Origin of the sequence: Methanoculleus oceani, from assembly GCF_023702065.1 — an archaeon.
Taxonomy (GTDB): domain Archaea; phylum Halobacteriota; class Methanomicrobia; order Methanomicrobiales; family Methanoculleaceae; genus Methanoculleus; species Methanoculleus oceani.
The window spans coordinates 342,379-368,951 of the sequence record NZ_QFDM01000003.1; the positions used below are offsets into that span (position 1 = coordinate 342,379).

Annotated in this window: 21 protein-coding genes; 15 read left to right on the forward strand and 6 right to left on the reverse strand. The window is 61.5% G+C overall.

What is annotated here, in order from left to right; translation table 11 throughout:
* Positions 1–95: 95 nt before the first annotated feature.
* Genes DIC75_RS11395 through DIC75_RS11405 form a run of 3 tightly spaced genes read right to left on the reverse strand, consistent with a single transcriptional unit; the run spans position 96 to position 2,184 of the window.
* Entirely contained in the window at positions 96–668 is a 573-nt protein-coding gene (locus DIC75_RS11395) for a class I SAM-dependent methyltransferase (RefSeq protein WP_250988159.1), read from the reverse strand.
* A gap of 9 nt (positions 669–677) precedes the next feature.
* Positions 678–1,046 (reverse strand): hypothetical protein, encoded by a 369-nt coding sequence (locus tag DIC75_RS11400; protein ID WP_250988160.1) that lies wholly within the window; start codon positions 1,044–1,046, stop codon positions 678–680.
* Positions 1,018–2,184, reverse strand: a complete 1,167-nt coding sequence (locus DIC75_RS11405; RefSeq protein ID WP_250988161.1) for an aminotransferase class V-fold PLP-dependent enzyme — start codon at positions 2,182–2,184, stop codon at positions 1,018–1,020. The genes DIC75_RS11400 and DIC75_RS11405 overlap by 29 nt, the downstream gene beginning before the upstream one ends.
* Positions 2,185–2,282: 98 nt before the next feature.
* Between DIC75_RS11405 and DIC75_RS11410 the strand changes: the two genes are divergently transcribed.
* Positions 2,283–2,594 carry a J domain-containing protein gene (locus DIC75_RS11410; protein WP_250988162.1) on the forward strand — a complete coding sequence of 104 codons (312 nt, stop codon included), beginning with the start codon at positions 2,283–2,285 and terminating at the stop codon, positions 2,592–2,594.
* Between the two features lie 8 nt (positions 2,595–2,602).
* Here DIC75_RS11410 and DIC75_RS11415 read toward each other — a convergent pair whose 3' ends face one another.
* On the reverse strand, positions 2,603–3,868 hold the full coding sequence (locus DIC75_RS11415; protein ID WP_250988163.1) for an APC family permease: 1,266 nt from the start codon (positions 3,866–3,868) through the stop codon (positions 2,603–2,605).
* Between the two features lie 276 nt (positions 3,869–4,144).
* On the opposite strand from DIC75_RS11415, the gene DIC75_RS11420 reads away from it, so the two are divergent.
* The 5 genes from DIC75_RS11420 (at position 4,145) to DIC75_RS11440 (ending at position 9,698) form a co-directional block, all read left to right on the forward strand.
* Positions 4,145–5,206, forward strand: coding sequence for a radical SAM/SPASM domain-containing protein (locus DIC75_RS11420; RefSeq protein WP_250988164.1), 1,062 nt, complete (start codon positions 4,145–4,147; stop codon positions 5,204–5,206).
* Positions 5,207–5,698 carry a siroheme decarboxylase subunit alpha gene (locus DIC75_RS11425; protein WP_250988165.1) on the forward strand — a complete coding sequence of 164 codons (492 nt, stop codon included), beginning with the start codon at positions 5,207–5,209 and terminating at the stop codon, positions 5,696–5,698.
* On the forward strand, positions 5,682–6,179 hold the full coding sequence (ahbB, locus tag DIC75_RS11430; protein WP_250988166.1) for a siroheme decarboxylase subunit beta: 498 nt from the start codon (positions 5,682–5,684) through the stop codon (positions 6,177–6,179). Before DIC75_RS11425 ends, ahbB begins: the two co-directional genes overlap by 17 nt.
* Complete coding sequence (locus DIC75_RS11435) at positions 6,176–7,372, forward strand: radical SAM/SPASM domain-containing protein (RefSeq protein WP_250988167.1); 1,197 nt, start codon at positions 6,176–6,178, stop codon at positions 7,370–7,372. The genes ahbB and DIC75_RS11435 overlap by 4 nt, the downstream gene beginning before the upstream one ends.
* Before the next feature lie 202 nt (positions 7,373–7,574).
* Positions 7,575–9,698 carry a catalase gene (locus DIC75_RS11440; RefSeq protein ID WP_250988168.1) on the forward strand — a complete coding sequence of 708 codons (2,124 nt, stop codon included), beginning with the start codon at positions 7,575–7,577 and terminating at the stop codon, positions 9,696–9,698.
* A 69-nt stretch (positions 9,699–9,767) separates the two neighbouring features.
* Here DIC75_RS11440 and DIC75_RS11445 read toward each other — a convergent pair whose 3' ends face one another.
* Positions 9,768–10,214, reverse strand: coding sequence for a DUF3887 domain-containing protein (locus DIC75_RS11445; RefSeq protein WP_250988169.1), 447 nt, complete (start codon positions 10,212–10,214; stop codon positions 9,768–9,770).
* 237 nt (positions 10,215–10,451) lie between these two features.
* On the opposite strand from DIC75_RS11445, the gene DIC75_RS11450 reads away from it, so the two are divergent.
* The 5 genes from DIC75_RS11450 to DIC75_RS11470 all read left to right on the forward strand — a co-directional run bounded on the left by DIC75_RS11450 (position 10,452) and on the right by DIC75_RS11470 (position 17,730).
* A complete protein-coding gene (locus DIC75_RS11450) occupies positions 10,452–11,150 on the forward strand; it encodes a PAS domain-containing protein (protein WP_250988170.1) in 699 nt (232 codons plus the stop codon).
* Between the two features lie 270 nt (positions 11,151–11,420).
* Complete coding sequence (gene kdpA, locus DIC75_RS11455; protein ID WP_250988171.1) at positions 11,421–13,130, forward strand: potassium-transporting ATPase subunit KdpA; 1,710 nt, start codon at positions 11,421–11,423, stop codon at positions 13,128–13,130.
* A 4-nt stretch (positions 13,131–13,134) separates the two neighbouring features.
* The gene (gene kdpB / locus DIC75_RS11460) at positions 13,135–15,198 is read left to right on the forward strand and encodes a potassium-transporting ATPase subunit KdpB (RefSeq protein WP_250988172.1); all 2,064 of its coding nucleotides are present in this window, start codon (positions 13,135–13,137) and stop codon (positions 15,196–15,198) included.
* Positions 15,199–15,208: 10 nt separating this feature from the next.
* Positions 15,209–15,793, forward strand: coding sequence for a potassium-transporting ATPase subunit KdpC (gene kdpC, locus DIC75_RS11465; RefSeq protein WP_250988173.1), 585 nt, complete (start codon positions 15,209–15,211; stop codon positions 15,791–15,793).
* A 47-nt stretch (positions 15,794–15,840) separates the two neighbouring features.
* Complete coding sequence (locus DIC75_RS11470; RefSeq protein ID WP_284738507.1) at positions 15,841–17,730, forward strand: DUF4118 domain-containing protein; 1,890 nt, start codon at positions 15,841–15,843, stop codon at positions 17,728–17,730.
* A 277-nt stretch (positions 17,731–18,007) separates the two neighbouring features.
* On the opposite strand, the gene DIC75_RS11475 is transcribed toward DIC75_RS11470, so the two are convergent.
* Positions 18,008–18,484, reverse strand: coding sequence for a RidA family protein (locus tag DIC75_RS11475; RefSeq protein ID WP_250988175.1), 477 nt, complete (start codon positions 18,482–18,484; stop codon positions 18,008–18,010).
* A 792-nt stretch (positions 18,485–19,276) separates the two neighbouring features.
* Here DIC75_RS11475 and DIC75_RS11480 point away from each other — a divergent pair.
* From DIC75_RS11480 to DIC75_RS11495, 4 genes are all read left to right on the forward strand, one after another.
* Entirely contained in the window at positions 19,277–20,284 is a 1,008-nt protein-coding gene (locus tag DIC75_RS11480) for an ABC transporter substrate-binding protein (protein WP_250988176.1), read from the forward strand.
* Positions 20,285–20,290: 6 nt separating this feature from the next.
* Positions 20,291–21,769 carry a sensor histidine kinase gene (locus DIC75_RS11485; RefSeq protein WP_250988177.1) on the forward strand — a complete coding sequence of 493 codons (1,479 nt, stop codon included), beginning with the start codon at positions 20,291–20,293 and terminating at the stop codon, positions 21,767–21,769.
* A 477-nt stretch (positions 21,770–22,246) separates the two neighbouring features.
* Complete coding sequence (locus DIC75_RS11490) at positions 22,247–23,125, forward strand: hypothetical protein (protein ID WP_250988178.1); 879 nt, start codon at positions 22,247–22,249, stop codon at positions 23,123–23,125.
* Between the two features lie 5 nt (positions 23,126–23,130).
* Complete coding sequence (locus tag DIC75_RS11495; RefSeq protein ID WP_250988179.1) at positions 23,131–26,304, forward strand: hypothetical protein; 3,174 nt, start codon at positions 23,131–23,133, stop codon at positions 26,302–26,304.
* Positions 26,305–26,573 lie beyond the last annotated feature (269 nt).

The following is a 26,573-nucleotide window of genomic DNA, read 5'->3' on the forward strand; positions in this document are numbered from 1 at the left end:
AAGGGCTGAGCGCTGCCGTTACAGCCGCGAGGCCCCACGCCGGAGCAGATCTTATAGGAGGCACCCCGGATGACGTGGAGCCCGGCAGGCGTCTATCAGTTCTTCCGCGCGGCGATAACCGAGAACCCGGCCCTCGAGTCGATCTCCGTCACGCGAAACCCGGTGTGTCCGAGGAACTCCCGGATGTCGCCCGATGAATAAAACCGGGCGCGGGAAAGGAACCTGTGTTTTCCCTTCTCGTGCAGGTATCTCCGGGCAATCTCTCCTTCGCGTTCGATGAACCCGAGGACGAGCGAGCCCTCCGGGACGAGGACCCGGCGGATCTCCTCAAATGCCGTAACCGGGTCGTCCAGGAAACAGATGACCGTCACCATCAGGACGGACGAACACGACCCGTCCCCGAGCGGGATCGATTCCGCCCGGCCGCGGATCACCTCGATCCCCTGCCGGCGTGCCATCCGGCCGAGGGCGCGCGAGGGCTCAATCCCGAGCGTGATCCCGAGGGGAGCGGCAAACCTCCCGGAACCGACCCCAATCTCGACGGCACGGGAGTCCGGGCACGGGAGGAGACGCCGGATCCGGGCGAGTTCTGCATGGTACTCGGCGCGGTGCTCCTCGAACCACCGGTCATAATCTTCTGCAAATCGTTCGAACACGTCCCAGGGCATTTTTCCCCCTTAATGCCCATACAGGTGTTCTCTCACCCGTTTCCCGACCGCCTGCTCCCTCTGCTTCAGCACCGAGAGGTTCACCGATTCCTCCCGGTAGGAGGAGAAGAGGAGATAGAGGAAATCCACCGTCAGGTGCATGACCTCCTTTTTGAACCTGACCTCAACGGTGGTATCCCCGGCAAGGCCTTTGATGGAGAACCAGTCGGGCTTCTCGAACCTGTAGAACCCCTTGCCGAGGTTGGGGAGCGCCTCAACCCCCCCGAAGTTCTCCAGGTAGGCAAAGAACCCCGCCGGTACCGGGTCACTGAGGAGGAACTCCTTCATGAACGAGCCGTCGGCGCAGGACTTATGACGAACCGAACGAAGAATTCGCATTTCGTGCAATCTCCTTTACTGCTTTTGCGGCGGTCCGGCACTCTTCGTCCGTGGTGAACCAGGAGAGACTGAGCCGCACGCAGCCTTTCCCCCCGTCGATCGTCCTGTGCACGAGAGGTGCACAGTGCAGCCCCGTACGGGCGACGATCCCGTAGGCCCGGGCCAGGATGAACCCCACGTCGTCGTTCTCCATCCCATGGATGTTGAAGGAGACGATCGGAAGGGCAGGCGACTCGTTGTAGATCGTTATGTTCGGCTCCTCCTTCAACTCCCCGATAAGAAACGCCGTCTGGCGCTCCGCTTTCTCTGCGATGGCCTCTACCCCGATGGAGGCGATGTAGTTCACCCCGGCAGCGAGGGCCGCAAGGCCGGGATAGTTGTGCGTTCCGGACTCGAACCGCTCCGGCATCTCCCGGGGCTGGAAGAGCGAGGAGGAGTCCGTCCCGGTCCCCCCGTAACGGACGGGAGCGATCGATTCCGGATCCCGCAGGTAGAATCCGCCGGTACCGGGGACCCCGAGGAGGCCCTTATGGCCGGTGAAGACGTAGGCGTCGACCGGGAGTTTCCGGAGGTCGACGGGTATGTGGCCGGCGGTCTGTGCTCCGTCGACGATGAAATAGACGCCGTGATCGTGCAGAACTTCCCCGATCCGGGCGACGTCCTGCACCGACCCGAGCACGTTGCTCCCGTGGGCCGTGACCATGAGCCGTGTATCAGGCGTGATGGCCGCGCGAGCGGCATCGGGGCGAACAGCGCCGTTCTCGAAGGGGAGAACCGTCAGCCGGATACGGCCCTGCCGCTCGAGCTCGTGAAGCGGCCGCAGAACCGAGTTGTGGTCGAGTTCGGTCGTGAGGACGTGGCACCCGGCCTCTCCGGCAAGAAATCCCTGGATGAGGATGTTTAAGGAATCGGTCGCATTCTGGGTGAAGACCACGTGCTCCGGCGGATCTGCGGCGAGGAGGTCCGAGAGCGCCTCCCGCGCCAGCGTGATGTAGTCCTCGCCCTGGCTCCCGGTGGTCCTCCCCGACCCGAAAACGGGGAGGGCAAGGGATAGTCTCGCGGCCTCCAGCACCTCCGGGGGTTTCGGCCAGGTCGTGGCGGCGTTGTTCAAGTAGATGATCGGCGGGTTATCTGCCATAAGACTCGTTTTCAGTGAATCTATCGTCTGCGGCCAAAAAGAGATCGCTCTGGGCACTTCGCAACGCTTATCCTGCTGGCACAGTACACGCATCTTTGATGGCCAGAGTAACCGCCGGGCGGGTGAGGGAGGCGGCAGAACTGCTCGGCATCCGGGACCGGGCCAGCCTCAATGAGATTCGCGTGCGCTACGCCGAGAGGATCAAGGAGTGGCATCCCGACGTGTCGCGAAAAGACCCGGCGGAGTCCCACGAGATGACGATACGCCTAAAAGAGGCTTACGACCTCCTGGTCGACTACTGCATGAACCGTCCCGTCTCGTTCAGGCTCGAAGATCTCGAAAAGGACCTGGCGCAGAGCCCCGCCGACTACTGGATGGACCGGTTCGGCGACGACCCGATCTGGGGCTGACGGTCCTGTTACGAACCGCGCCGCCTCTGTACGAGATATACCGGTATGCCCGCCAGCATGACCGCGCTCCCGATGCCGACGACCATGGCCGGCAGCGTAAAAGCAAGCAGCAGGCACCCCAGAATACCCAGTATCGCGAGATTTCTGCTGTACAGCCTCTCCTGCTCCGTTAAGGTGTATGCAGAGAGGTTCGTGACCGCGTAGTACAGCAGCACGGTAAAAGCACTGAACTCTATCGCCGCACGAAGGTCCGCGAGCAGCACCACCGCGACCAGGATCACGCCGACCGTCAGTTCGGCAAGGTGCGGAACCCTGTGCACCGGGTGAACCCGGACCAGGTATGAAGGCATTTTACGATCCGCCGCCATGGCAAAGAGCATCCGGCTGATGCCCGTCATCAAAGAGAGCAGCACCCCGAGTGTCGCGAAGGTCGAACCGACCCTGATGACCCACTGCCACGATTGAAAACCCGCCCCGGCGAGCGCCGTCACCAGGGGCGCGTCGGACCGGGCGAGAGCAGCAGGCCCGACGAGGAGCAGCGCCGAGAAGACGACGGCGGCGTAGACGAAGAGCGTGATGCCGAGACCGAGCACGATTGCCCGTGGGATGGACGTCTCCGGGTCTTCGACCTCTTCGCCCAGGGTGGCGATCCTCGAATATCCCGCAAACGCGAAGAACCAGATCCCTGCCGACTGCAGAATCCCATAGAAGCCGTTCGAACCAAGAATCGGGCGCAGGTTGCCGATATCCGGCTCGCCGACGAAGACGAGGGCAACAATCGCAGAAAGAGAAAGCAGGACCACCACGACAATGATCTTCGTGGCGCTGGCGGTCTTTTCTATCCCGAAGAAGTTCAACGCCGTGAACGCGATCACCGCCCCCGCAGCAAGGAACCGTGCATATTCCGGAGCCAGGTAGTAACCGAAAGTGAGCGCGACGGCAGAGCAGCTGGCGAGTTTGCCGACCACGAACCCCCAGCCCGCAACCCAGGCCCAGAACTCGTTCAACCGTTCTCGTGCATATACGTAGGTGCCGCCCGATGCGGGGTAGAGGCGGGCAAGCTGTGCGGATGAGGAGGCGTTGCAGTACGCAACAGAGGCCGCAAGCGCGAGGCCGAAGAGCAGCCCTGCCCCGGCCGCGGCCGCCGCCGGTGCAAGAGCCGTGAAGATGCCGGCCCCGATCATGGAGCCGAGCCCGATGAAGACGGCATCCCCCGTATTCAGTCTTCGCGAGAGCCTGCTTGCCTTGATTCCGCCGCGAGGTCTCTGTGCCATACGTCCTGCTCACGACCGTCGGGAACTATACGGTCGACGCGATAGTTAACCGTTCTGTCGACGCGAGAGCGGCGTTCCCCGGAGCCCCGACAACACGAGCAAACGCGAGGATTTGAGGAGAAATTCCCGGACCGTACAAAAGAACCTCTGCAGGGGAGATAACCTGAAAACCTGCTATTCTGCCGGAATTCCCGACACATTGATATAGAATTATCCGGGTATAGCCCTCTTCTCTCTGCCCGGGGGAGTGCATACCGGGATTCTGGTGATCGCGTGATGTCGCATGGTGAGGGAGACGGCGGGAAGAGCGGATATAAACCCGCCCTTATCTCATGGAACGTCACCTACCGGTGCAATCTGCGGTGCGCCCACTGCTACATGGATGCCGGGGACGGGGGAGGGGCTCCGGAACTCTCCACCAGTGAAGCAAAGATGCTCATCGACCAGGTTGCGCAGGTAGGCTCCCCGGTGATGATCCTCAGCGGCGGAGAGCCCCTGCTACGGGACGATATCTTCGAGATCGCCGAATATGGGACGCGCCGGGGGCTCAGGATGGTCATCGGAACGAATGGGACCCTGATCGACGACCGCACCGCGGTGCGGCTCGCCGGGGCGGGCATCAGGAAAGCGGCGATAAGCCTGGACTCTGCCGATCCGGGAGTTCACGACCGGTTCAGGGGGGTTCGGGGTGCCTGGGAGCGTGCCGTCGCGGGCATCGGGGCCTGCAGGGATGCCGGTATTCCCGTCCAGGTGCACACGACGGTAACCCTGCAGAACCACCGCGAGCTGGAGGCTATCGCGGAATTCGGGGAAAAACTCGGGGTGCACGACTTCCAGTTCTTCTTCCTCGTCCCCACGGGGAGGGGAAAGGAGGTCGTCGACATCTCCCCGGAGATGTACGAAGCCCTGATCCGGGAGATTCTCCGGCTGAGGGCGGAGAGGGACCTCTTCATCCGCCCGACGTGCGCCCCGCAGTACGTGCGGATTGCATCAACGATGGGTCTCCCCGTAGCACAGGGGGAGCGGGGATGCATCGCCGGCATACGGTACTGCAGGATAGACCCAACAGGCGAGGTTACCCCCTGCCCCTACCTCCCCCTGAGTCTTGGGAATATCCGCACAACCTCGTTTGCAGAGATCTGGAACGGGTCGGAGATCTTTACAAACCTCCGCTCCGGCGAGGCTTTGATGGGGAAATGCGGCAGGTGCGAGTACCGCTCCACCTGCGGGGGGTGCCGTGCGCGGGCATACGGGCTTACGGAAGTGGTATCGCACGCCGGCGATTACCTGGCACAAGACCCCTGGTGCCTGTACGAGCCGGGGGAGAGGGTGAGGTGAATGCAACTCGATCCGCGTGACCGGGTGCTTCTCCAGCAGGTGCAGGACAACTTCCCCCTCGACCCCCGGCCGTACAGGGTTCTCGGCGAAGTGCTCGGGATGCCGGAGCGGGAGGTGATGGGGCGGCTGACCGGCCTCTCCCGCCGGGGGGTGATCAAGCATATCGCACCGATCCTCGAACCCGGAAGCGTCGGCATCCGCGCCTCCACGCTCGTTGCAATGCGGGTGCCGGAAGAGCGGATTCACGAGGTCGCGGCGATCGTGAACGAGTACGACAGCGTGTCCCACAACTACCGCCGCGACGACGACTACAACCTCTGGTTCACCATCGCCGCGGCAGACGAAGAGGAACTTCTCGGGATACTCGAGGAGATCATGCGACGGTCGATGATCCCTCCCGGGGATATCCTGAACCTCCCGATGGTGCGGAGGTTCAAACTCGACGTCCGGTTCCGGTTTCTCGCGGAGGATGACGATGATGGACGAGGTTGATAGGGAACTACTCAGATTGACACAGGACGGCATCGGGCTTGAGGAGAGGCCGTTTCTCCATGCGGCAAGGAGACTTCGGATCAGCGAAGAGGAGGTCGTCGCCCGGCTGCGAAGGCTCAGGCAGACCGGTGTCGTCCGCCGGTTCGGGACGAGGATCAATCCCCGGAAGGCCGAACTGGTGGCGAACGCCATGGTGGTCTGGAGCGTTCCTTCGGATCGTATCGCCGGGATCGGAGCCGTCATGGCAGAGAGCCCCGATGTAACCCATTGCTACGAACGCCGCACCATCCCCGGCCACTGGGAGTACAACCTCTACACCGTGCTCCACTGCCGCGATAGGGAGGACGCGCACCGCAGGGTCGCGGCCCTCTCCCGGGCGACCGGTGCCGTCGATTACCGGGTTCTCTTCAGCACCGAGGAGTTCAAGCGGCGGCCGAGCGGCCGCATCGAGCCTGCAAAAGAGCCGGAGCGTCTGCAATGAACCGGATCACGAGATACATCCATGCAAAAGGCACGGTCAGCGAGGTGCTCCGACACCGTGCCGGCGAGAGAACACCGAGCGGAATGCTCGCATTCTCCGATATCCGCCGGCCGGTCGTCTTCTGGAATATCACGAACCGGTGCAACCTGCTCTGCTCTCACTGCTACATCCGGGCAGGGCCGGGACAGCAGCGGGGGAATGAGCTGACGACTGAGGAGGCGCTCGATCTAATCGACGACCTTGCAGCGATGCGGGTCCCGCTCCTGCTCTTCTCCGGGGGCGAGCCGCTGATCCGGGAGGATTTCTGGGAACTCGCCGGGCACGCGAAGGATCGCGGCCTTACCACCGCCCTGAGCACCAACGGCACGCTGATCACGCCCGCCGCTGCACGGCGGCTCCGCGATGCGGGGGTGGAGTACGCGGGGGTATCGCTCGACGGGGCGACTGCACGGACGCATGACGGCATGCGAAACGTCCCGGGGAGCTTTGACCTGGCCGTCTCGGCGCTCAAAAACTGCAGGTCCGCCGGGCTGAAGTGCGGGGTCCGGGTGACCGCAACCAGGGAGAACCGCACCGAGATCCCCGCCCTCATCGACCTCTCCCAGGACGTCGGGGCGGAACGGTTCTGCGTCTACTGGCTGGTCCCGAGCGGCCGGGGAAGCGAGGGCTACGACGCCCTGCAACTCCGATCCCACGAGGTTGTTGATCTGCTCGACCTGCTCATCAAGAGGGCGCACGATGTGGACCCGTCAGCCATGGAGTTTCTCACGGTCGACGCGCCCCAGGACGCCGTATACCTGCTCGAGAGATTGCAGGAGGAGAACCCGCCGGTATACGAGAATATGTGCACGCTCCTCGCACGCTCCGGTGTCGGGTGCAGCGCAGGGGACCGCATTGCAAACATCGATCCGTCCGGCGACGTTTACCCCTGCCAGTTCGCCCAGGTGGACGAACTCAAGGTAGGGAGCATCAGGGAGAAGCCCTTCAGCGCCATCTGGAACGATTCGAAAAACCGCATCCTTGCCGACTTCCGGAGAAAGAAGGACCTGGTCGGGGGGTCCTGCGGAAGATGCTCCTACCGCGACCGCTGCGGCGGGGGGTGCAGGGTTCGTGCATTTGCCGATACCGGCGATCTCTGGGCTGAAGACCCGCTCTGCCCCATCCGCCGCGAGGAGCCCCGGGGCCGGCCGTGACCCGGAACGCCTGGCGGTGCAAAAACCCGGGTATCTCCAGAAGTCGATTTTACAGACGCTCCTGGCTGCAAAGTCCGTTCTGAACATCCGTTTCCAGCACGCAGTTACTTTTATGATGACCAACCGGGATGTGGGGGCACGCCCGCCGGGGAGAGCAGCGGTGTATGACCGGCCGGGGCGAGAGGATTGCAGGTGAGGGCGTATGGATCAGAGAAGAAAGATAGATGAGAAGAGCAAGCAGGAACAGCTCGACGAATTCCGCCAGGACCCGGAGCAGGAGTACCTGACGACAAACCAGGGGGTTCGCGTAAGCCATACCGACGACGCGTTAAAAGCGGGGGAGCGGGGGCCGACGCTCCTCGAGGACTTTCACTTCCGCGAGAAACTGACGCATTTCGACCACGAGCGGATTCCCGAGCGAGTCGTCCACGCCCGGGGCTCGGGTGCTCACGGTTACTTTCAGGTCTACGAACCGATGACCGAGTACACGAGCGCGGCGTTTCTCCAGGATCCGGGGAAGAAGACGCCGGTCTTCGTCCGGTTCTCGACCGTCGTGGGATTTCGGGGGTCCGCCGACACGGTCAGGGACGTCCGGGGGTTCGCGACGAAATTCTACACCGAAGAGGGGAACTACGACCTCGTCGGCAACAACATGCCGATCTTCTTCATCGTGGACGCGATCAAGTTCCCCGATCTCGTCCACGCCATCAAACCGGAGCAGCACCACCAGATGCCGCAGGCCTCCGCCGCCCACGACACGTTCTGGGACTTTGTGGGGAACCTGCCTGAGATCACCCACATGATCATGTGGGTCCTCTCGGACCGTGCGCTCCCGCGGAGCTACCGGATGATGGAGGGGTTCGGGGTCAACACCTTCCGGTTCGTCAACGCCGAAGGGAAGGCGCGGTTCGTCAAGTTCCACTGGCGGCCGCTGCTCGGCGTCCATTCGCTCGTCTGGGACGAGACACAGAAGATTGCCGGAAAAGACCCGGATTTCAATCGCCGCGACCTCTGGGAGGCGATCGAGATGGGGGACTACCCGGAGTTCGAGTTCGGGGTGCAGCTGATCGAGGAGGCGGACGAACACAACTTCGACTTCGATATCCTGGACGCGACGAAGATCTGGCCCGAGGAGGAGGTGCCGATCCGGTGGATCGGGAAGATGACCTTAAACCAGAACCCGGACAACTTCTTCGCCGAGACCGAGCAGGTCGCCTTCTGTCCGGCGAACGTCGTGCCGGGGATCGACCTCTCAAACGACCCGCTCCTCCAGGGCCGGCTCTTCTCATACCTGGATACCCAGTTGATACGCCTTGGCGGTCCGAACTTCCAGGAGATCCCGATCAACCGGACGCTCGCGCCCGTCGCGAACAACCAGCGGGAAGGCTACAACCGGATGACGATCAACATGGGCGAGAGCAGTTACTTCCCGAACGCCCTCGGCGGGAACAAGCCCCGGCCGGCAACGGCGAAGGAGGGCGGCTTCGTCCACTACCAGGAGAAGATCGAGGGCAAGAAGATCCGTGCACGGAGCGAGAAGTTCAACGACCACTTCAGCCAGGCGAAGCTCTTCTGGAACAGCATGTCGGATGCAGAGAAGGAGCATATCGTCAAGGCCTTCCACTTCGAGCTCGGGAAGGTCTCCGATGCGGGGGTCCGCAAAAGGGTGGTGGACCTCATGAACAACGTCGACGGTGATCTCGCAATACGGATCGCCGAAGGGATCGGGGTGCCGGGCCCGGCAGAGAAGGGCGGGTCCTCCGGGACGAAGAAGTCCCCGAACCTCAGCCAGGAGAGGACCGTCAAAGACACCATCAAGAGCAGGAAGGTCGCGATCCTCGCCATGGAGGGCTACAACCACGATGAGGTGATGCGGGTCAAGAAAGCGCTCAAAGATGCCGGAGCCCATCCGCAGATCATCTCGCAGTTCCACGGCAAGATCAAGTCCGCCGACGGTAAAGAGATGGAGGTGGACAAGAGTTACGTCACCACCACCTCCGTCGTGTACGACGCCGTGTATGTCCCGGGCGGGATGCATGCAGAGACCCTGAAGAACCAGGGGTATGCTATCCACTTCGTCAACGAGGCCTTCAAGCACTGCAAGCCGATCGGGGCGATGGGAGAAGGCATCGAGCTGCTGAAGGCATCGGACATCAAGGGCGTGACCTTTGCCGATGCCGGCTCCGGAGGAGAGGCCGTCTCCGAGATGGGGGTCGTGACCTGCGGGAGCCAGGGGAACGTGAACTCGTTTGCCGAACAGTTCAAGACGGCCATTGCCCGGCACCGCCACTGGGACCGGGAGAAGAAGGAGCAGGTGCCTGCCTGACACAGTTTGTTGCAAGAAGAGCCGGGGAAGGCCTCCCCGGAGATTCTTTTTCCGTTCAGGTAAAACGCTTTAGCTGCGCAGCTTCGGCGAGTTGAACCAGAGCCCATAGAGCCTGTGCGATTCGTCGCCCTTTCTGAAGACGAACCGGAGAGCAACGCCGTCCTCCTGCTCGAACTCCCCCTTGTAGGTTACGGCGATGTATTCGCCGGTCTCGGTGACGACAGGATCTCTTCTGGATTCGTAGAGCCCGATCCGGGATGTAACATGTTCGCGGTTCTGCTCGAACGCGGCCTCGTCGAGGCCCTGTCTCATCTCTGCGCTGAAGTCGCGGGAGTAGATCGTGTAGTTGCCTTCGTTGAAGCCCTGCATGAGGTTGTCGGCGATCGGGTCTGCATATGCAAGCACCTCCGCCTTCACTTCCTCGGATACCACGGTCTCCTGGCTCATGCAGCCGGATGCAGCGACCGCGGCGAGAGCCACAAGAACGGCAAGAAACGAGACGTGAGAGAGACTCATAATAGAGTGTCGAACCGGCGGATGATGAATATTGGGGTCGGACCGTCGGGGGAGAGGCAGGACGCAGACGGAAGGGAGAACCGCAGAGGCTACCGGAACGATGCAGGGGTTGTCGGGAGCGGATATCCGTCCGGGGCATCTCGTCGCTCTCCCCCGGTCCCCGACTTGGACCCTGTGCCAATCGGGTACGCGAGACAGGTATGCACCCCATTTTATAACGTCCCTGGTCATCTCGGAGTGACTGGACCCGATGAACCCGCATCCCCGCTCCCGCCAGAACTGCAATCCACGCTGGCCATACTTGACGCGCTCGACGAGGGGATATTCCTCGTCGATCGGAGCAACAGGGTGATCTCGGTCAACCGCTGGCTCGCGTCTTTTTTTGGCCTCGATCGAGACGCCCTCGCCGGGATCGATATCGACTGTTTCATGCGCCGGTACCTCCCGGCGTGCGTTGCGGACGACGAACGGACGGCGAGGATAACAGCATCGTTCCCGGATTGGCAGGACTTCCCCGATACCCCCTGCACCATCCGCACCCCGGGGGCTGAGGAGCGCGAACTCCTCATCTCCGGCAACCGGATCGAGGACGGGCGGCTCGAGGGCATGGGGATCGTCCGGTTCCGGGAGATCACCGGGGAGATGCGTGCAAAACAGGAACTGCTGGCGTGCACGGCGAAGTACAGAACCATATTCGATTCCCTCGACGCAGGGTTCTCTATCATCGAGATGATCTTTCATGCCGGTGACAGACCGGCCGACTACCGCTTCATCGAGACTAACCGGGCGTTCGAGAGGCTGACGGGGATGCACGATGTAGCGGGAAAGACGATGCGGGAACTTGCCCCGGGCCACGAAGAGCACTGGTTCGAGATCTTCGGCGCCGTTGCCAGGACCGGTGAGGCCAGACGCTTCGTCCAGACGGCAAAATGCTAGACCTCCTCGGGCATTCCCGACGCCCGGTACGAGGAGAAAAGGTGGACGAAGATGAGACATTTGCCGAAGAGATCAAAGGGACTGCTAGAACAGCATACGGATCGCTGCCCCCACTCCCCGAACGCCGGCGTTCGTTCGATGTTCCATTGTCGCCCTCTTCACCCGGAATGACAGGACCGGGACAGTACGACAAACACCGCTTCGCAGAGGCGTTATATTTATATTGGTAGGAAGCGTCTTTCCATAACAATATATATCGGACGGCATACGATGGCACAACCTGAGCCGTTCCTCGATGGGTTACTCTTCATCGCGTTCCTCGCAGCAGTCACCGTCGCAGGGGTGCTCTTTGGCCGGTACATGGCGCACGTGTTCTCCGGGGGCTACTCCCGCGGCATCCCCGGAGCACTGGAGGCCCGGCTCTTTCGCTTTGTCGGCACGTCTGCCGACGAGGAGGAGGATTGGAAGGGATACGCACGGGACATGCTCATCTTCAACGGCATCGGATTTCTTGCTCTCCTCGCGCTTCTCCTGCTGCAGGGGTATCTTCCGTTCAACCCGGAAGGCTTCGGCGCATTCGACCCCGTCACGGCGCTCCACACGGCGGCGAGCTTCGTCACCAACACCAACTACCAGATATACGCAGGAGAGGTCTCCGCGAGTTACCTGACCCAGATGGCCGGCTTTACCGTCCAGAACTTCCTCTCGGCCGCCACCGGGATCTGCATCGCCGTCGCGGTGATGCGGGGAGTCACCCGCCGGTCGACCGACCGGATCGGCAACTTCCGGGTGGACGTGACCCGGTGCGTCCTCTACATACTCCTCCCGGTTGCATTCGCCGCCGCCCTCCTGCTCGTCTCGCAGGGGGTCATCCAGAACGTCGACCCTTACGTGCATGCCGCGGGGTACGGCCCGGCCGGACCGCAGACGATCGCCATGGGGCCTGTCGCCTCCCAGGAAGCCGTCAAGGAGTTCGGCACGAACGGGGGCGGGTTCTTCAACGCCAACTCCGCCCACCCCTACGAGAACCCGACACCGTTCACCAACCTCGCAGAGATCTTCCTGATCCTGCTGATCCCGGTCTCGCTGCCCTTTGTCTTCGGGCGGATGGCCGGGTCCATGCGGCAGGGGTGGGCCATCTACGCCGTCATGCTCGTGCTCTATCTCGCCGCCCTCGGCATGCTCTATGCTGCGGAACTGGGCGGCAACCCGCTCGCGGGGCAGTTCGGCGTGACCGGGATCTCGATGGAGGGAAAAGAAGTCCGTTTCGGGCTCGGCGGCACCGCCCTCTTTGCCGCCTCCACCACCGCGACGTCCTGTGGGGCGGTCAACGCCATGTTTGACTCCTTCATGCCGATTGCGGGCATGATACCGATGTTCCTGATCCTGCTCGGCGAAGTCGTCTTCGGCGGGGTGGGATCGGGGTTCTATACCTTCATAGGTTTTATCGTGCTCGCCGTCTTCATCGCCGGTCTGATGATTGGGAGATCCCCCGAGTATCTCGGAAAGAAGATCGAGGTCCAGGAGATGCGCATGGCCGCTCTCACGGTCCTGGTGCCGGGCGTGCTCGTCCTCATCCTCACGGGGATCGCCCTGCTCCTCCCCGGCACGGCCGGAGCGATGCACAATCCGGGTCCGCACGGCCTTTCCGAACTCGTCTACACGCTTGCCTCCCAATCAAACAACAACGGGAGCGCATTTGCCGGGTTCGATGCTTCAGGGATGTTTTATGCACTTACCGGCGCCGTCGCGATGGCCATCGGGCGGTTCGTCCCGGCGGTCGCAATGCTTGCCCTCGCCGGATCGATAGCACAGAAGAAGACCGTCCCGCCGGGACCCGGGACTCTGCCCACCGCATCGGCAACATTCACCGTCTGGACGATCCTGGTGATCCTGATCGTCGGGGCGCTCACGTTCTTCCCCCTCTTCGCCATGGGGCCGATCGCCGACCACCTGCTACTGCTCTCCGGGGGCGGATGACCCGATGGCCAGAAAACGGTATCCCCGGTTCGGCGCTTTCGAACCCGGTCTCGTCCGCGAAGCGCTCGTCGGGAGCGTGCTCAAACTGGATCCGCGCAGGCAGATCAAGAACCCCGTGATGCTGGCGGTGGAGATCGGGGGTTTCGTCACAACGGTAGGTTTCTTCATCGCTCTTTCGGCTGCCACCGGGGAACAGGCGCTGTTCACCGGGCTCGTCTCCCTCTGGCTCTGGTTGACGGTGCTCTTCTCCAACTTCGCAGAGTCCCTCTCCGAGGGGCGGGGAAAAGCGCGGGCGGCGTCTCTCCGGCAGTCCCGCACCAGCGTGCCCGCGCGCCGCCTCACGAGAGAGACGTTCGATGCGCCGGCCGAAGAGGTCGCCTCTTCCGACCTCCGGCCGGGCGACCTCGTCCTGGTGAGAGCAAACGAGATCATTCCCGGCGACGGGGAGGTGGTCAGGGGAGCCGCCCTCGTCAACGAAGCCGCCATCACCGGAGAGTCCGCCCCGGTGGTGCGCGAGGCGGGCGGGGACCGCAGCGCGGTTACGGGAGGAACAACGGTGCTCGCGAACGAGATCATCATCCGGGTAACCACGGAGCCCGGCCGGACCTTCCTCGACCGCATGATCGCCATGGTCGAGGGTGCCGAACGGCGCAAGACGCCCAACGAGGTCGCGCTCGAACTCCTGCTCCTGGCGCTGACCGCCGTCTTCCTGGCGGTCGTCGGCAACATATACCCGGTATCCGCCTACAGCGTCTCGTTCTCCGGTTCGGGCGCTCCTGCGAGCCTCACGGTGCTGGTCGCACTCTTCGTCTGCCTGGCCCCGACGACCATCGCGGCCCTCCTCCCGGCGATCGGGATCGCCGGAATGGACCGGCTCTTCCAGCGCAACATCGTCGCACTCTCCGGCCGGGCGATCGAGGCGGCAGGCGACGTCAATGTCCTGCTCCTCGACAAGACCGGGACGATCACCCTTGGAAACCGTCAGGCGGCGGAGTTCGTTCCGGTGGAGGGGCAGTCCCGGGACGAACTGATGCAGGCCTCCCTTCTCTCCTCGTATGCAGATGAGACGCCGGAGGGCAGGAGCATCCTTGCCCTTGTCCAGGAGAAGACCGGCACCGCACCGGCCTGCCCCCCGGATGCCAGGTTCATCCCGTTCTCGGCCGCCACCCGGGTGAGCGGCGCCGAGTGCGGCGGGACTTCGTACCTGAAGGGAGCCGCCGATGCGATCACGAGGATCGTCCCCGAGCGCGGAGGAGCGGTACCCCCGGACCTGGCGGCAAAAGTGAACGGGATTGCATCGGCAGGAGGGACGCCGCTCGTGGTAGCCAAGAACGAGACGGTCCTCGGCGTGATCTTCCTCAAGGATATCTTAAAGACCGGTATCCGGGAACGGTTTGCCGACCTCCGCCGGATAGGAATACGGACGGTCATGATCACGGGCGACAACCCGCTCACCGCGGCGGCAATCGCAGCGGAAGCAGGTGTGGACGATTACCTGGCCGAGGCGAAGCCGGACGACAAGCTGAGGCTGATCCGCGAGACGCAGGAAGAGGGCTACATGGTCGCCATGACCGGCGACGGGACCAACGATGCACCCGCTCTTGCCCAGGCCGACGTGGCGGTGGCCATGAACAACGGGACCCAGCCAGCGCGGGAGGCGGCCAATATCATCGATCTGGACAGCGATCCCACCAAACTGCTGGATATCGTCGAGATCGGCAAAGAGATCCTGATGACCCGCGGAGCCCTCACCACGTTCTCCATAGCAAACGACATCGCCAAGTACTTCGCCATCATTCCGGCCGCGCTGGTCGGGATCTACCCGCAGCTCGTCGTCCTGAACATCATGGACCTTGCTACCCCGCAGTCTGCCATCCTCTCCGCGGTCATCTTCAACGCCCTGGTCATCCCGCTCCTGATACCGATCGCGCTTGCCGGGGTGAAGTTCAAACCGATGCCGGCATCGAGGCTCTTTGCCTACAACCTGATCATCTTCGGCCTCGGGGGCCTCGTCGCTCCGTTCATCGGCATCAAAGCACTCGACCTCCTGATCGCCGGAGTCCTGTAGAGGTATACTCATGACAGAGATCTGGAAGGCAGCAAAAAGCAGTCTGTTCCTCTTCCTCGTCCTCTTCGTCATCACGGGGTTCGTCTACCCCCTGGCGGTAACGCTCATCGCCGGGGCGGCATTCCCGTACCAGGCGCACGGGAGCCTGGTCGTCGACGACCAGGGCCGGGTGATCGGTTCGGACCTGATCGGCCAGAACTTCAGTGCACCGTTCTACTTCCAGGGCCGCCCCTCGGAGACGCCGATCACCGCCTACAACGCCTCCTCCTCCGGCGGGTCGAACCTTGCACCCGGAAATCCCTTGCTCGTCGAGCGGATTGCAGAACGGGTGAGGTCTCTCCGGGACGCCGACGTGCAGGGCCAGATCCCGTCCGATCTCGTCATGGCTTCGGGGAGCGGACTTGACCCCGCGATCAGCCTGGATGCCGCGCTGGTGCAGGTCCCCGTCGTCGCAGAGGCACGCGGTCTCCCGGAGGGCGAGGTCCGTGCGCTCGTTCTCGCCCGGGCGGAGAGCCTGCCGGTCCCGTTCGTAGAGCCCTATGTCAATGTCCTCTCACTCAACCGTGAGCTGGATCGCCTGGACGGGAGGGACTGAACACGGCAGAAAGGACCGCTGAGGAAGGCCGCCCCCTGCCTGAAGATCTGCTTGTCGTTGCAGAGCGGGCGGAACAGAGAGCCGGGAAAGGGCAACTGACGATCTACCTGGGTTACGCCGCTGGCGTCGGGAAGACCTACGCGATGCTGGAGAATGCGCTCAGCCGCCGGAGCGACGGACTCGACATCGCGATCGGGTACGTGGAGACGCACGGCAGGGCAGAGACGGATGCGCTCGCCGCAAGGCTCGAAGTTATCCCCCCGATCTCCGTCGATTACCAGGGGTTGATGCTACGGGAGCCGGATCTCGATGCGATCCTCAAGCGGCACCCGCAAATCGTCCTCATCGACGAGCTTGCGCATACCGATGCTCCGGGAAGCCGTCACGCCAAACGCTACCAGGACATCGAGGAGATCCTTCACGCGGGGATATCGGTCTATACCACCGTCAACATCCAGCACATCGAGAGCCAGAACGACATCGTCGCCCAGATCACGGGCATCCGCGTCGCGGAAACAGTGCCGGACACGTTCTTCTACGATGCCGATGAGATCCGCCTGATGGACATCCCGCCGGAAGAACTCCGGATCCGCCTCCGTGCCGGAAAGGTCTATGTGCGGGATATGGCCGAGCAGGCCGTCCGGCGGTTCTTCAGCGTGGAGAACCTGCTGGCACTCCGGCAGATTGCCCTCCGGTTTATGGCGCAGGTCACCGACCGGCAGATGCTCACCCGCATGCGGGCCAGGGCCATCCCGGGACCATGGCCTGCCGGGGAAAGGCTCCTCGTGGGGATACGCCCCGGCCCGACGGCGGACCAGATGGTCCGTGCGGCGTACCGCCTTGCGGACAGGTTCCGTGCGGACTGGATCGTGATCTCCATCGGGACCGAGGAGGAGCAGAACCTCACGGACCAGGAGCGGCGGTGGCTCAACGACGCGATGGAGACGGCAAGGAGCCTCGGAGGGCGGGTCGTCCGCTACCGCGGGGGAGACATTCCGGGCGAACTGATCCGGTACGCCCGGCAGCACAACGTCACCATGATCATGCTCGGCAAACCCCGTGGGCTGGACATCTTCTACTCTCCCGTGTACCGCACCATGGTCCGGTCGAAGGGGATCGATATCTTCCTCTACGAACCCAAAGCGGCGGTAAGCATCCCTATCCACAGGCAGCTGCCGCAGTTTGTGAGCCCAAACCTCATCGTCAGCGCGGTACTCATCACACTCGTGACAATCGCGAATTACTTCCTGCGAAACGTCATCAGTCCGTCAAACCTGCTCATCATCCAGCTGATCCCGGTGGTGGCGGCAGCGCTCTTCTTCCGGCGAAGGACAGCGATCATTACCGCTATCGCAAGCATCCTGGTCTTCGACTTTGCGTTTGTGGTGCCTTATTACACGCTTACAATCGACGACTGGGAGTTCTTCATCTCGTTTGTGGGATATGTGGTCATCGCGTTCATCATCAGCAGTCTCGCAACAAGGCTCCGCTATCTGCTCCCGCAGATACGAAGGAGCGAGGCAAAGGTTGAGGCCGTCGCCGTCCTCTCCCGGGACCTGGTGAACGTCGCGCACCGCCAGGAGATCTTCGATACGCTTTACCGTCATATGAAGCAGTTCAGCGAGGGTGCATTTGCCATTTTTACGCCGGGTGTGGGGGGGCTTTTCATGAGCGTAGGGGATCCAGATTATCCGCTCACCCAGAAAGAGCGGATGATCGCCCAATGGGCATTCGAGAACTGCCGGACAGCGGGCAGAGGCACCGAAACACTTCCAACAGGCGTAGGGCACTATGTTCCGATGAGGGCGTTTGCCGTTACGTTCGGCGTCCTGGCGTTCGCGTTCAAGAACCCGGATGAGGTGCTTACACCGGAGAATAAAGATATTCTCCAGACCATGGCATACCTTGGGGCTCTGGCTCTGGAACAGGTAGAGTGAGCGAACCGTCCCGGCCGCCGGTGCCCACTGTCGAGAGCCGCTGCAGGTCAAAGCCCGATACGGCAGGTGATGCCGGGAAGTAAACCAGATTCTGGAGAGGTATGGACGATCTGAGACGCAACCTCTTCATTCCGGAACCCCGTAGGCCCCGCGGGCGCCGATCCCGGTAGATCCGGGCCCTACGGCCAAGGAAGACGACATCCCCCCAATCAGAAAGAGATACTGCTTTTTCTGGAGTATTACCGCCAAACAGGAGGGGGGTGCGCATTCAGCCGGGTTACCGCACCGTTGCGATCATCTCGATCTCGACCCTCGCCCCTTTCGGGAGGCCGGCGACCTGCACCGTCGCCCGTGCGGGGTAGGGCTCGTTGAAGTACCCGGCGTAGACGGCGTTGACCGTATCGAAGTCCGCGAGATCTGTGAGGTAAATCCGGGCCTGGACGACGTCCGCGAAGTCGAGGCCGGCTTCGAGCAGCACGGCCCGCAGGTTCTCCATCGCCTGCCTCGCTTCACCGTCGACGGTATCGGAGAGGTTGCCGGTGGCCGGGTCGAGACCGATCTGCCCCGAGATAAAGAGGTAGTCCCCGCACTGCACGGCCTGGCTGTACGGCCCGATGGGCTCCGGCGCGTTCTCCGTGTAGAGAGCTGCGTGTACCGGAACGGGCGGGGCGGAGGATACGATCGCGTATATGCCAAATCCTGCAAGGAGGCCGCATGCAAAAATGAGGACCGGGATTATCGTGCTGCCGTCCATAACCTATCTATCCTGTCTGCCCGGGACCGGAGCGTCCATATGAGGTGTTCGATGCGCCGATACGTATACCTTTGGAGGAGAGCGGGGGGCTGGTGCCGGGAGACAGGATGAAAAGCATGCGCCCGCATACTTACACGCTGAACAAAAAGCAAATAAGAAACGGCAGGTGTCTGGTATCACTCCTGAACAGATCTTAATAACTGTGGTGGGCTGCTATCTCAATGTAAGCCCCTGCTATGGCAATCTTCGGTCGGGTTCATCCCGAAGTGCTGATGGTCGGCCGGAGCCCATGAAGTAACTATATTATACCCATCAGTGTTTTTAGATACAGTAGCAATCAGCGGCATTGATCGGCACTGGTTTTACCAGGGGCTACCTGTGAAAAAATCGCTGGCGTTCCAATAGGTTTCAATCGCAATCTTATGCGCAGGATCACTGTATGGGATCTCTCAAGCATTATGGCAGAGCCGTCAACTCCATCCGGGCCGACCAGATCAACGAGCGCCCGGGCGACGGTGGGCGCATCCGGCCCGCGCAAAGAGGGCAGTTGCCGTGCAACGTGGCGATCTGTAGAAACGGTCGGGCTGGCACTCATCCGGCGACGGCAGGAAAGCCCTCGAGACCGCTCGGATCGGCACAGTGGATGATTGTGAATAGCCCGACGAACGCAACTGCAATCCCCGGTCTGGAGATTTCCATCTCCACGAACGGTACTGAGACAGTCAAACATGAAGGCAGCGCGGATCACTCGCCGGCGGGAAGTGTCATGAAGGACACCTCCGGAGCACGGCTATGAAGAAGATCACCGGTATACTCGCCGTGATTGTGCTGCTGGTGGGGTCTGGCGCATGGTTTTGGGGCATCCAGGAGCCCGGACCGGAAGAGATGGATTCCATCATCGTAGCGTATTCGCCGTTTGAGTCAACCGCGCTTTTCTGGATCGCCGAAGACCGGCACTTTTTCGAGGAGAACGGCATCGATATAACCCTGCGTGAATACGATTCCGGAGCGGCTTCGCTGGCCGGGGTGGTGAACGGTGAAGCGGACATTGCCGTGGGGGTATCCGAGTTCCCCCTTGTCCGGAAGGCGTTCCAGAACGCAAACATAAGTGCGATAGGAAACATCGACAAGGGTGAGTTCATCTATCTTGTCGCACGGCAAGACCGGGGAATCACGAATGTATCCGACCTTAGGGGTAAACGAGTCGGGACCACGATAGGGACCGTATCGGAATTCCATCTCGGAAGGCTTCTCATGCTGCATGGCATGACGATGCAGGACATAACCCTCATTGACATCGAAACTCCGGCAGGGTGGGTGAACGCTGTTGCGGACGGAGATATCGATGCCATTTCAACCGCCCAGCCGTATGCTAATGCGGCCGGAGACCGGTTGGGCGCGAACGCTGTTGTCCTGCCGGCGCAGGGTAGCCAGCCCGTCTTCGGGCTGATCGTCTCCACCGATGACTGGATAAGAGATCATCCCGACCTCGCGGTCAGGTTTCTTATGTCATTGGCACAGGCTGAGGAATACATCCACACTCATCCGGCCGAATCCCGGGCTATCGTGCAGAACCGGTTGAACCTCGATGCCGGGTACATAGATACGGTCTGGCAGCAGAACCAGTTCACACTCTCGCTTGACCAGTCGCTCATCACCGCGATGGAGGGCGAGGCACGGTGGATGATAGCCAATAACCTCACGAATGCAACGAATATCCCGGATTTCCACGATTATATCTCCACGGAGAGCCTTTCAAGCGTGAAACCGGCATCGGTGAACATCATCGGAATACAGTGAGCGACCATGAAGATCAGGACACAGTTGATCATCAGCACCGTGGTTTTCGGGCTGGTTTTGCTCATCATCGCCGTTTCGGTGGTCATCACGGACCAGCAGCTCGATCACCTCAACCGGCAGGAGCAGATCGCAAGCAAACTTGCCCAGGGAGCGAACGATCTCAGCTATCTCTCAACCGAATACCTCCTCTACCGTGAGGATTTGCAGCGCACGCGGTGGGAATCGGTGTATACCTCGTTCTCATCCGATCTCTCGGAGCTCGACCCCCAGACTCCGGAACAGCAGGCACTGGTCGTCAATATCCGGGGCAACCAGAACCGGCTCAAGGAAATCTTTGACAGCGTGGCCCAGGTCTATGCGACCTTCCCCGCATCGCCTGATCCGGCAACGGAACCTGTTCTGCAGGTATTGTGGAGCCGGATGGCCGTTCAGACGCAGGGTATGGGTGCCGACGCCACGCAGCTCGCGCGCATCCTGCACCAGGAGAGGGTGCAACTGGAACAGGCCAACACCCTCCTGATCTTCGCCCTGATGGGCACTTTCGCCGCGTATATCTTCACCAGCTACATCCTCTTCTACCGGCGCACTCTGGTGGCGATCGAGAGTCTCCAGAAGGGAGCACGAATCATCGGGTCCGGCAACCTCGATTACGCCATCGTCGAGACCACCGATGACGAGATCAGTGATCTGTCACGCTCGTTCAACCGGATGGCCGCAGATCTCAAAGGGGTCACCGCTTCGAAAGCGGATCTCGAACGAGAAGCTGCCGAGCGCAAGCAGGCCGAGGAGGCTCTCCAACGCCAGACCGAAGACCTCGCCCGGCTGAACCGGGATCTCGAGTCCGCTCACCGGGAGACGAACCTTTACCTGGATATCCTGACCCACGACATCGGGAACACCGAGAATGTCTCGAACCTCTACGCCGACCTGCTCATCGACTCCGTGGAGGGGGAGGCGGCCGGGTATGCAGAGAAACTCCGGCGGAGCGTCAGGAAGAGCATCGAGATCCTGGGCACAGTCTCAACCATCCGGAGGATTTACCGGGGACCGCCTGAACTCCGGGCGACCGAACTCGACGCAGTCATCCGGGAGGAGATCGGCCACTATCCCAACAGCAGCATCCGTTACGAGGGCGCTCCATACCTGGTGCAGGCCGATGACCTCCTGCCGGAAGTCTTCGGAAACCTGATCGGCAACGCGGTCAAGCACGGGGGTCCCGACGTCGCAATCACCGTCCGGACCGAGGAGGAGAACGGGTTCGTGCAGGTAACGGTCGAGGATACCGGCCCCGGCGTACCGGATGCGGACAAGCAGGCGATCTTCCACATCTACGAGCAGAAGAAGCGGGGCGTCGGCGAAGGCCTCGGCCTCTACCTGGTGCAGATCCTGGTCGAACGCTACGGCGGCAGGGTCTGGGTCGAGGACCGGGTGTCCGGCCGTCCGGAGGAAGGGGCGGCGTTCCGGTTCACGCTCAGAAAGGCGTGAGATCCGACCTGGAGTAAAGGGTCTCCGATTATTCAACGAATTGATCGGGGACTCATAAAAATACGATAGCCATGCAAACCGAATCTTCTTGAATCAGGCGCTTTTAGGACATCGCTCTCTAATCAGGGCATTATCTCCCGGATCTCCATCTTTGTACCCGGTGCTGTGACCATCGTGGAATGCCCGGTTAACCGGATCTCAGACAACTGTTTCGGATGAATTATATAGGTTAAAATTGATTATATAATATTTTCCATTTGGAAAAATCTTTGATTCGGTGTGATCAGTGATTCCAAACGAAATATTGTTCAGATTGTTAAAACAGCCGGATTTCCGGGGTGTTAAGTTACAATGACAGATACCGACAAACTAAACAAAATTCTAGATAGATGCAAAGATGTTGCGTCTGTCGCCGCCGATAAGGCAACCGTAATGGCCGACTCCGCATCAGCCAGTGTTTCAGCAGGTATCAAGGAGATGCGCGAGGAATCTGCAGCATCTTCGCGTACGGACGACGGCAACTGTTCCCGGGACGGCGATGCTCGCGCAGCGGCGAAGGCGGGGGAGTGCGTCCTCTCCGGCGAGCTGGCCGTGTCTGGTGCGGCGGAAGATGCACCGGAGATAACGGTCAGGCATTCTGCGGGCGAGGTCGTGAAAGGATGCGTGCACAAGAGAATCGACGGATTCAAGAGCGGCCTGCAGAATAAAAAACTCCTGATGACCGCAGGAACCATGGCCCTGGTCTGGCTGGCTCTTACCATACTTCCGGCCATAGGGTTCAATCCGGCGCCCGTGCAGTCCCTCTCCTTCCTGACCTTCGCGCGGGGAGGGCTCTCCGGCGGCGTGCCCGGGTTTATCGGCGGCCTCATCGGAAAGGGCCTGATCGCCTACTTCGTGACGCTGCTCGTCGTCGGAGGGATATCCGGCGAGAGCATCATGTCGAATGTCCGGTCAATTGCCGGACAGTTCTCCGGAGGAAAGTGGGATCTGGCGGCGATCTCCCCGCTTCTCGTCGGCGGCGGGGCGGCTCTCTTCGTCTACAACTTCCTCGCGGGGACGTCGACGATCATGAATTGCATGGTGGGAATCGTGGCGTTCCTCATCGCGGCCCGGGCGCTGGCGAACAAAGCGGGATGCGTGCGGCAGGTCTTTGCCGCGGTCTTTGCGAAAAACGGCAGGGCCGACTCCGGGCTGGTCACGAAGGTGATGGCGGGATGGGCCGGAGGGTTCGCTCTCGGCGTCATCCTCTCCGTCTTCGGGGGGTACACCTGTTACATCGCCGGATTCGTCCTCCTGGTGGTCGGTGCCGTCCTCATGGTTACCGTTCAGAAGCAGGCGGGAGGCGTCCCGGCATGAGGCCGATGGCGAAACTGCTGCTCGTGCTCCTTGCAGCCTCACTGCTCTCGGGAACCGCGGCTGCAAGCTACTCGCTCACCGATACCAACAGCTACGACTACAAACTGGCGAGCAAGTACATCCACAGCATGGAAGGCGACGAATACGTCGTCGAGATGCCGATCGATGTCTACAGGAAAGGGACGGACGACCTTCTTGCAACCGAAAACACCCTGCTGATCATCGGCAACCTCGGGAGGGTAGACCCCGAAGCGGAGCGGCTTGTCCTGACCGAGATCCCGACAGACGTTTACAGCTACACCTACCAGGGCGACGCAGGCGGCGGCGAGATCAGGCAGATTACGGGAAAAGTCACCGCCGGCCGCTACATGTTCACCGAGTTCGGGATAAACCTGAAGTACAAGACGGCGGGGGAGTATGCCGCCTACCTGAAGACCGAACTGGAAAAATCGGTTGAGACTTCCAGCGCAAATATCGAGTACGTGGATACGACCATAAACGGACACCGCGTCGTCGGTGTGCGCGAGTTGACGGACGACCTCAACTGGGCGGCCGGCGGCGACGTCTCGGACAATCACCTGGAGAACACGTTCACCTACTACGTGATCCGTGAGGACTTCTACCCGGCGGGTTCGGGGCTTGCCTACTTCAAGATACGGGGCCATGTCGGTCTCGAGCATGACAACGGCCGGAGTTTGACGTATGATCCGCTTCCCTCGGAGAGCCAGGTGGCTACGGCACGCTCCGAGATGAGTAAGGCTTACCAGGAAGCGAACCAGGTCGTGGACTCGGTTATCGCCGATGCGGCGAACGCAAAACCAACGCTTATCGTCGGGAACTATGAAGAGGTCTTCGGCGGCTACGGCGCCGGCTCGTTCACCATCAACACTCCGGGCGGGGGCGCCGGCGAGACCGAATACGGCATACCGCTCGTGGTCGTGACCGGTATCTTCTCCGCGGGGGCCGCGGTTGCGGGCGCTGCAGCGGCGGCCGGCGGCGGCAAAGGCGGCAGCGAGACGGAGCGCACCAGCACCTACAAGATGAGGATCCGCAAAGACTTTGAGGATTACATCGTCTGCGGGAAGAGCCCCGAGACCATATACGCCCAGATGGTCGAGATCACCGCGGAAGGCGAGACGATCGAGAGGGACGACCTTACCGCGACGCTCTCGATAACCTCCGGCGGCGGGCTCCGGGTCGAAGACCCGGCGCTCGCCGGCAGCTACATGGGAGCCTTCGTATCTGCGGATGAGAACGAGCTCGCGGAAGAGGGCATCGTCAGGGTGGCCTACACAGGAAAGGGCGGATCGTTCACGAACAACATCCATTTCCGGATCATCGGCGAGCCGAGAGTCACGTTCCCCGAGCAGGGAGAGGCCATGGACATGCGGCTGAACGTCCTCTACGGCGACGGCAAGACCTACGATGTCGAGGTCGAACTCGTCGACTTCATAGAGCCACCGAAGGAGGTCACGATCACTCAAGCCGACGAGGCGCCGTTCACGAGCTCCTTAGAGAAGATCGACGAGACGCACTATGTTGCAAAGATCGTCAACACGAGCCCGTTGCCCGAGAAGGGAGCGCCGGTGACGAGATACGGTGCGAGAGTCATCGCCACCCGCGAGGATGACGAGGTCGTCGAGGAAGCGTTCACGGTGATCTTCTACCCCGAGGGTCTCAGCGTCACCGACGTCGTCTACGACAAAGAGGGACACGCCCAGTTTGCGGCCTACGACGATCGGGACACGGAAGAGGACGACGTTGCAGTGACCGGGTTCATCGTGAACCTCGCCGTCAGGGTGACCGAGAACGGGAAGGAAGTGGTGAAACTCCTGGACGGGACCGAGTACGCGCCCGAGTTCGGCGAGATCAAGGGAACCGAACCGAGAACGGAGGTCCTTGCCTCGAAGTTTAAGTACACCATCGAGAAGAAGCCGGACAACACCAACAAGGCCTACAAGTTCACCCCTGCCCAGCAGATCGGTGAGGACGAGAGGAACCCGTACTTCCTGGAACTCCCGATCACCTGCGAGTACGGTGACGAGACCTACGAGCTCGATCTCCCCATCCGACTCATCGGGGATAAACTCGGGGTGCGCAAGGACCGCGAGACCGAACTTGCGAACCTGAAGAAGAGGATCCAGAAGTTCGGCATCAATCCGGACACCGCCCGGTTCCTGCGGGAGAACGTGCAGAACTTCACTGCCGCCGAGCTCCGCCTGATGAGCAAGAAGATCGTTTACGACTCGATCGTCTACTACACCCAGGAGTCGGCGGACTTCATGGAGACCGCCCAGACCATGGACGACTGGATCACCTTCCTCTCCGTCGTCAAGTGGTTCGGCGACCAGGCGTTCTCGTACCTCATGACCATCTACACGGGGCCTGCGGGAGAGGCGATCCTCACCCCCACAAAGGAGCTTACGGTCGAACTGATCGGCGAGATGTCGGCCGACCTCTTCATGGGTAACGGGGTGAGCTGGGACCAGATCAAGGTCGGTACGCACATCTCCGAGATGATCGAGAACTACACCAAGTCGTGCTTCGAGGATCTGGCGACAGCGAACCCGAAGAAGCTCGCCCAGGTGATCGCGGGGCTCTGCGTCTTCAACCTGGTGCGCCACTACACCTTCGATCTCGACGAGAACGGGAAACGCAGCCTGTACAATGCGATCATCTCGTCGTTCTCCGACATCTCGCTCGAGTTCTTCAAGAACAAGTTCTCGGGCTTCCTCAAGGGCAAGGTCAACGACCCGAATTCGAGCATCTCCAAGCTCCTGAACTCGTCGGCGGCCAGGATGCTCGAGGACATGATGCCGGAGGGGAAACTCGCGGTTCCGGGCGTGAACACCCTCACGGAAGACGTAGCGGTAGGCCCCATCCTCCAGAAGTACGTGGAGGAGATCTTCGGCTTCGGTGCGTCCTACGTGACGCAGGAGTTAGGAACGGCGGCTGCCGAGACCCTCTATGTGAAGGTGAAGGTCGGCGTCCCCAATTCGGACCGGGAGATCGACTGGTACGTCTTCATAGACCCGATCAAAGCGGCCGACAAACTCCTGGATTACATCTTCACGTCGCTCTACGAGAAGTTCCCGTTCCCGACCGCGGAGCCGGGAGAAGCCTGCAAACCTCGCGACCCGCTCTACATGGACCCGTCGACCAACCAGCGGATCGGATGATCCCCGGTCGATCTTTTTTTTGCGACTGTTCGCCCGGGGTCGTTCGGCTCCGGGGTTGCACCGGATTTCGGATCGGTTCATGAGGCCGTCATAGAGTTGCCTTCGTTGAAGTCCAGAAAGAGGTTGCCGGCGATCGGGTCCGCGTATGCAGGCACCCGCGCCTTCACGTCGTCGCATACCGCTGATTCCTCGGTCATGCAGAGACTCCGGCAAGGAGGGGCAGGGCGGCGAGGAACGGGATCCGGGGGAAACTCAGAGGATAGAGCCGG

What these genes read in the sequence shown, in the direction of transcription:
- DIC75_RS11435 (WP_250988167.1), top strand. Translation starts at nt 6,176, where the DNA reads ATGAACCGGATCACGAGATACATCCATGCAAAAGGCACGGTCAGCGAG.
- DIC75_RS11405 (WP_250988161.1), bottom strand. Translation starts at nt 2,184, where the DNA reads ATGGCAGATAACCCGCCGATCATCTACTTGAACAACGCCGCCACGACC.
- DIC75_RS11410 (WP_250988162.1), top strand. Translation starts at nt 2,283, where the DNA reads ATGGCCAGAGTAACCGCCGGGCGGGTGAGGGAGGCGGCAGAACTGCTC.
- kdpB (WP_250988172.1), top strand. Translation starts at nt 13,135, where the DNA reads ATGGCCAGAAAACGGTATCCCCGGTTCGGCGCTTTCGAACCCGGTCTC.
- DIC75_RS11485 (WP_250988177.1), top strand. Translation starts at nt 20,291, where the DNA reads ATGAAGATCAGGACACAGTTGATCATCAGCACCGTGGTTTTCGGGCTG.
- DIC75_RS11400 (WP_250988160.1), bottom strand. Translation starts at nt 1,046, where the DNA reads ATGCGAATTCTTCGTTCGGTTCGTCATAAGTCCTGCGCCGACGGCTCG.
- DIC75_RS11490 (WP_250988178.1), top strand. Translation starts at nt 22,247, where the DNA reads ATGCGCGAGGAATCTGCAGCATCTTCGCGTACGGACGACGGCAACTGT.
- DIC75_RS11480 (WP_250988176.1), top strand. Translation starts at nt 19,277, where the DNA reads ATGAAGAAGATCACCGGTATACTCGCCGTGATTGTGCTGCTGGTGGGG.
- ahbB (WP_250988166.1), top strand. Translation starts at nt 5,682, where the DNA reads ATGATGGACGAGGTTGATAGGGAACTACTCAGATTGACACAGGACGGC.
- DIC75_RS11395 (WP_250988159.1), bottom strand. Translation starts at nt 668, where the DNA reads ATGCCCTGGGACGTGTTCGAACGATTTGCAGAAGATTATGACCGGTGG.
- DIC75_RS11425 (WP_250988165.1), top strand. Translation starts at nt 5,207, where the DNA reads ATGCAACTCGATCCGCGTGACCGGGTGCTTCTCCAGCAGGTGCAGGAC.
- DIC75_RS11495 (WP_250988179.1), top strand. Translation starts at nt 23,131, where the DNA reads ATGGCGAAACTGCTGCTCGTGCTCCTTGCAGCCTCACTGCTCTCGGGA.
- DIC75_RS11440 (WP_250988168.1), top strand. Translation starts at nt 7,575, where the DNA reads ATGGATCAGAGAAGAAAGATAGATGAGAAGAGCAAGCAGGAACAGCTC.
- DIC75_RS11420 (WP_250988164.1), top strand. Translation starts at nt 4,145, where the DNA reads ATGTCGCATGGTGAGGGAGACGGCGGGAAGAGCGGATATAAACCCGCC.
- kdpC (WP_250988173.1), top strand. Translation starts at nt 15,209, where the DNA reads ATGACAGAGATCTGGAAGGCAGCAAAAAGCAGTCTGTTCCTCTTCCTC.
- DIC75_RS11445 (WP_250988169.1), bottom strand. Translation starts at nt 10,214, where the DNA reads ATGAGTCTCTCTCACGTCTCGTTTCTTGCCGTTCTTGTGGCTCTCGCC.
- DIC75_RS11475 (WP_250988175.1), bottom strand. Translation starts at nt 18,484, where the DNA reads ATGGACGGCAGCACGATAATCCCGGTCCTCATTTTTGCATGCGGCCTC.
- DIC75_RS11415 (WP_250988163.1), bottom strand. Translation starts at nt 3,868, where the DNA reads ATGGCACAGAGACCTCGCGGCGGAATCAAGGCAAGCAGGCTCTCGCGA.
- kdpA (WP_250988171.1), top strand. Translation starts at nt 11,421, where the DNA reads ATGGCACAACCTGAGCCGTTCCTCGATGGGTTACTCTTCATCGCGTTC.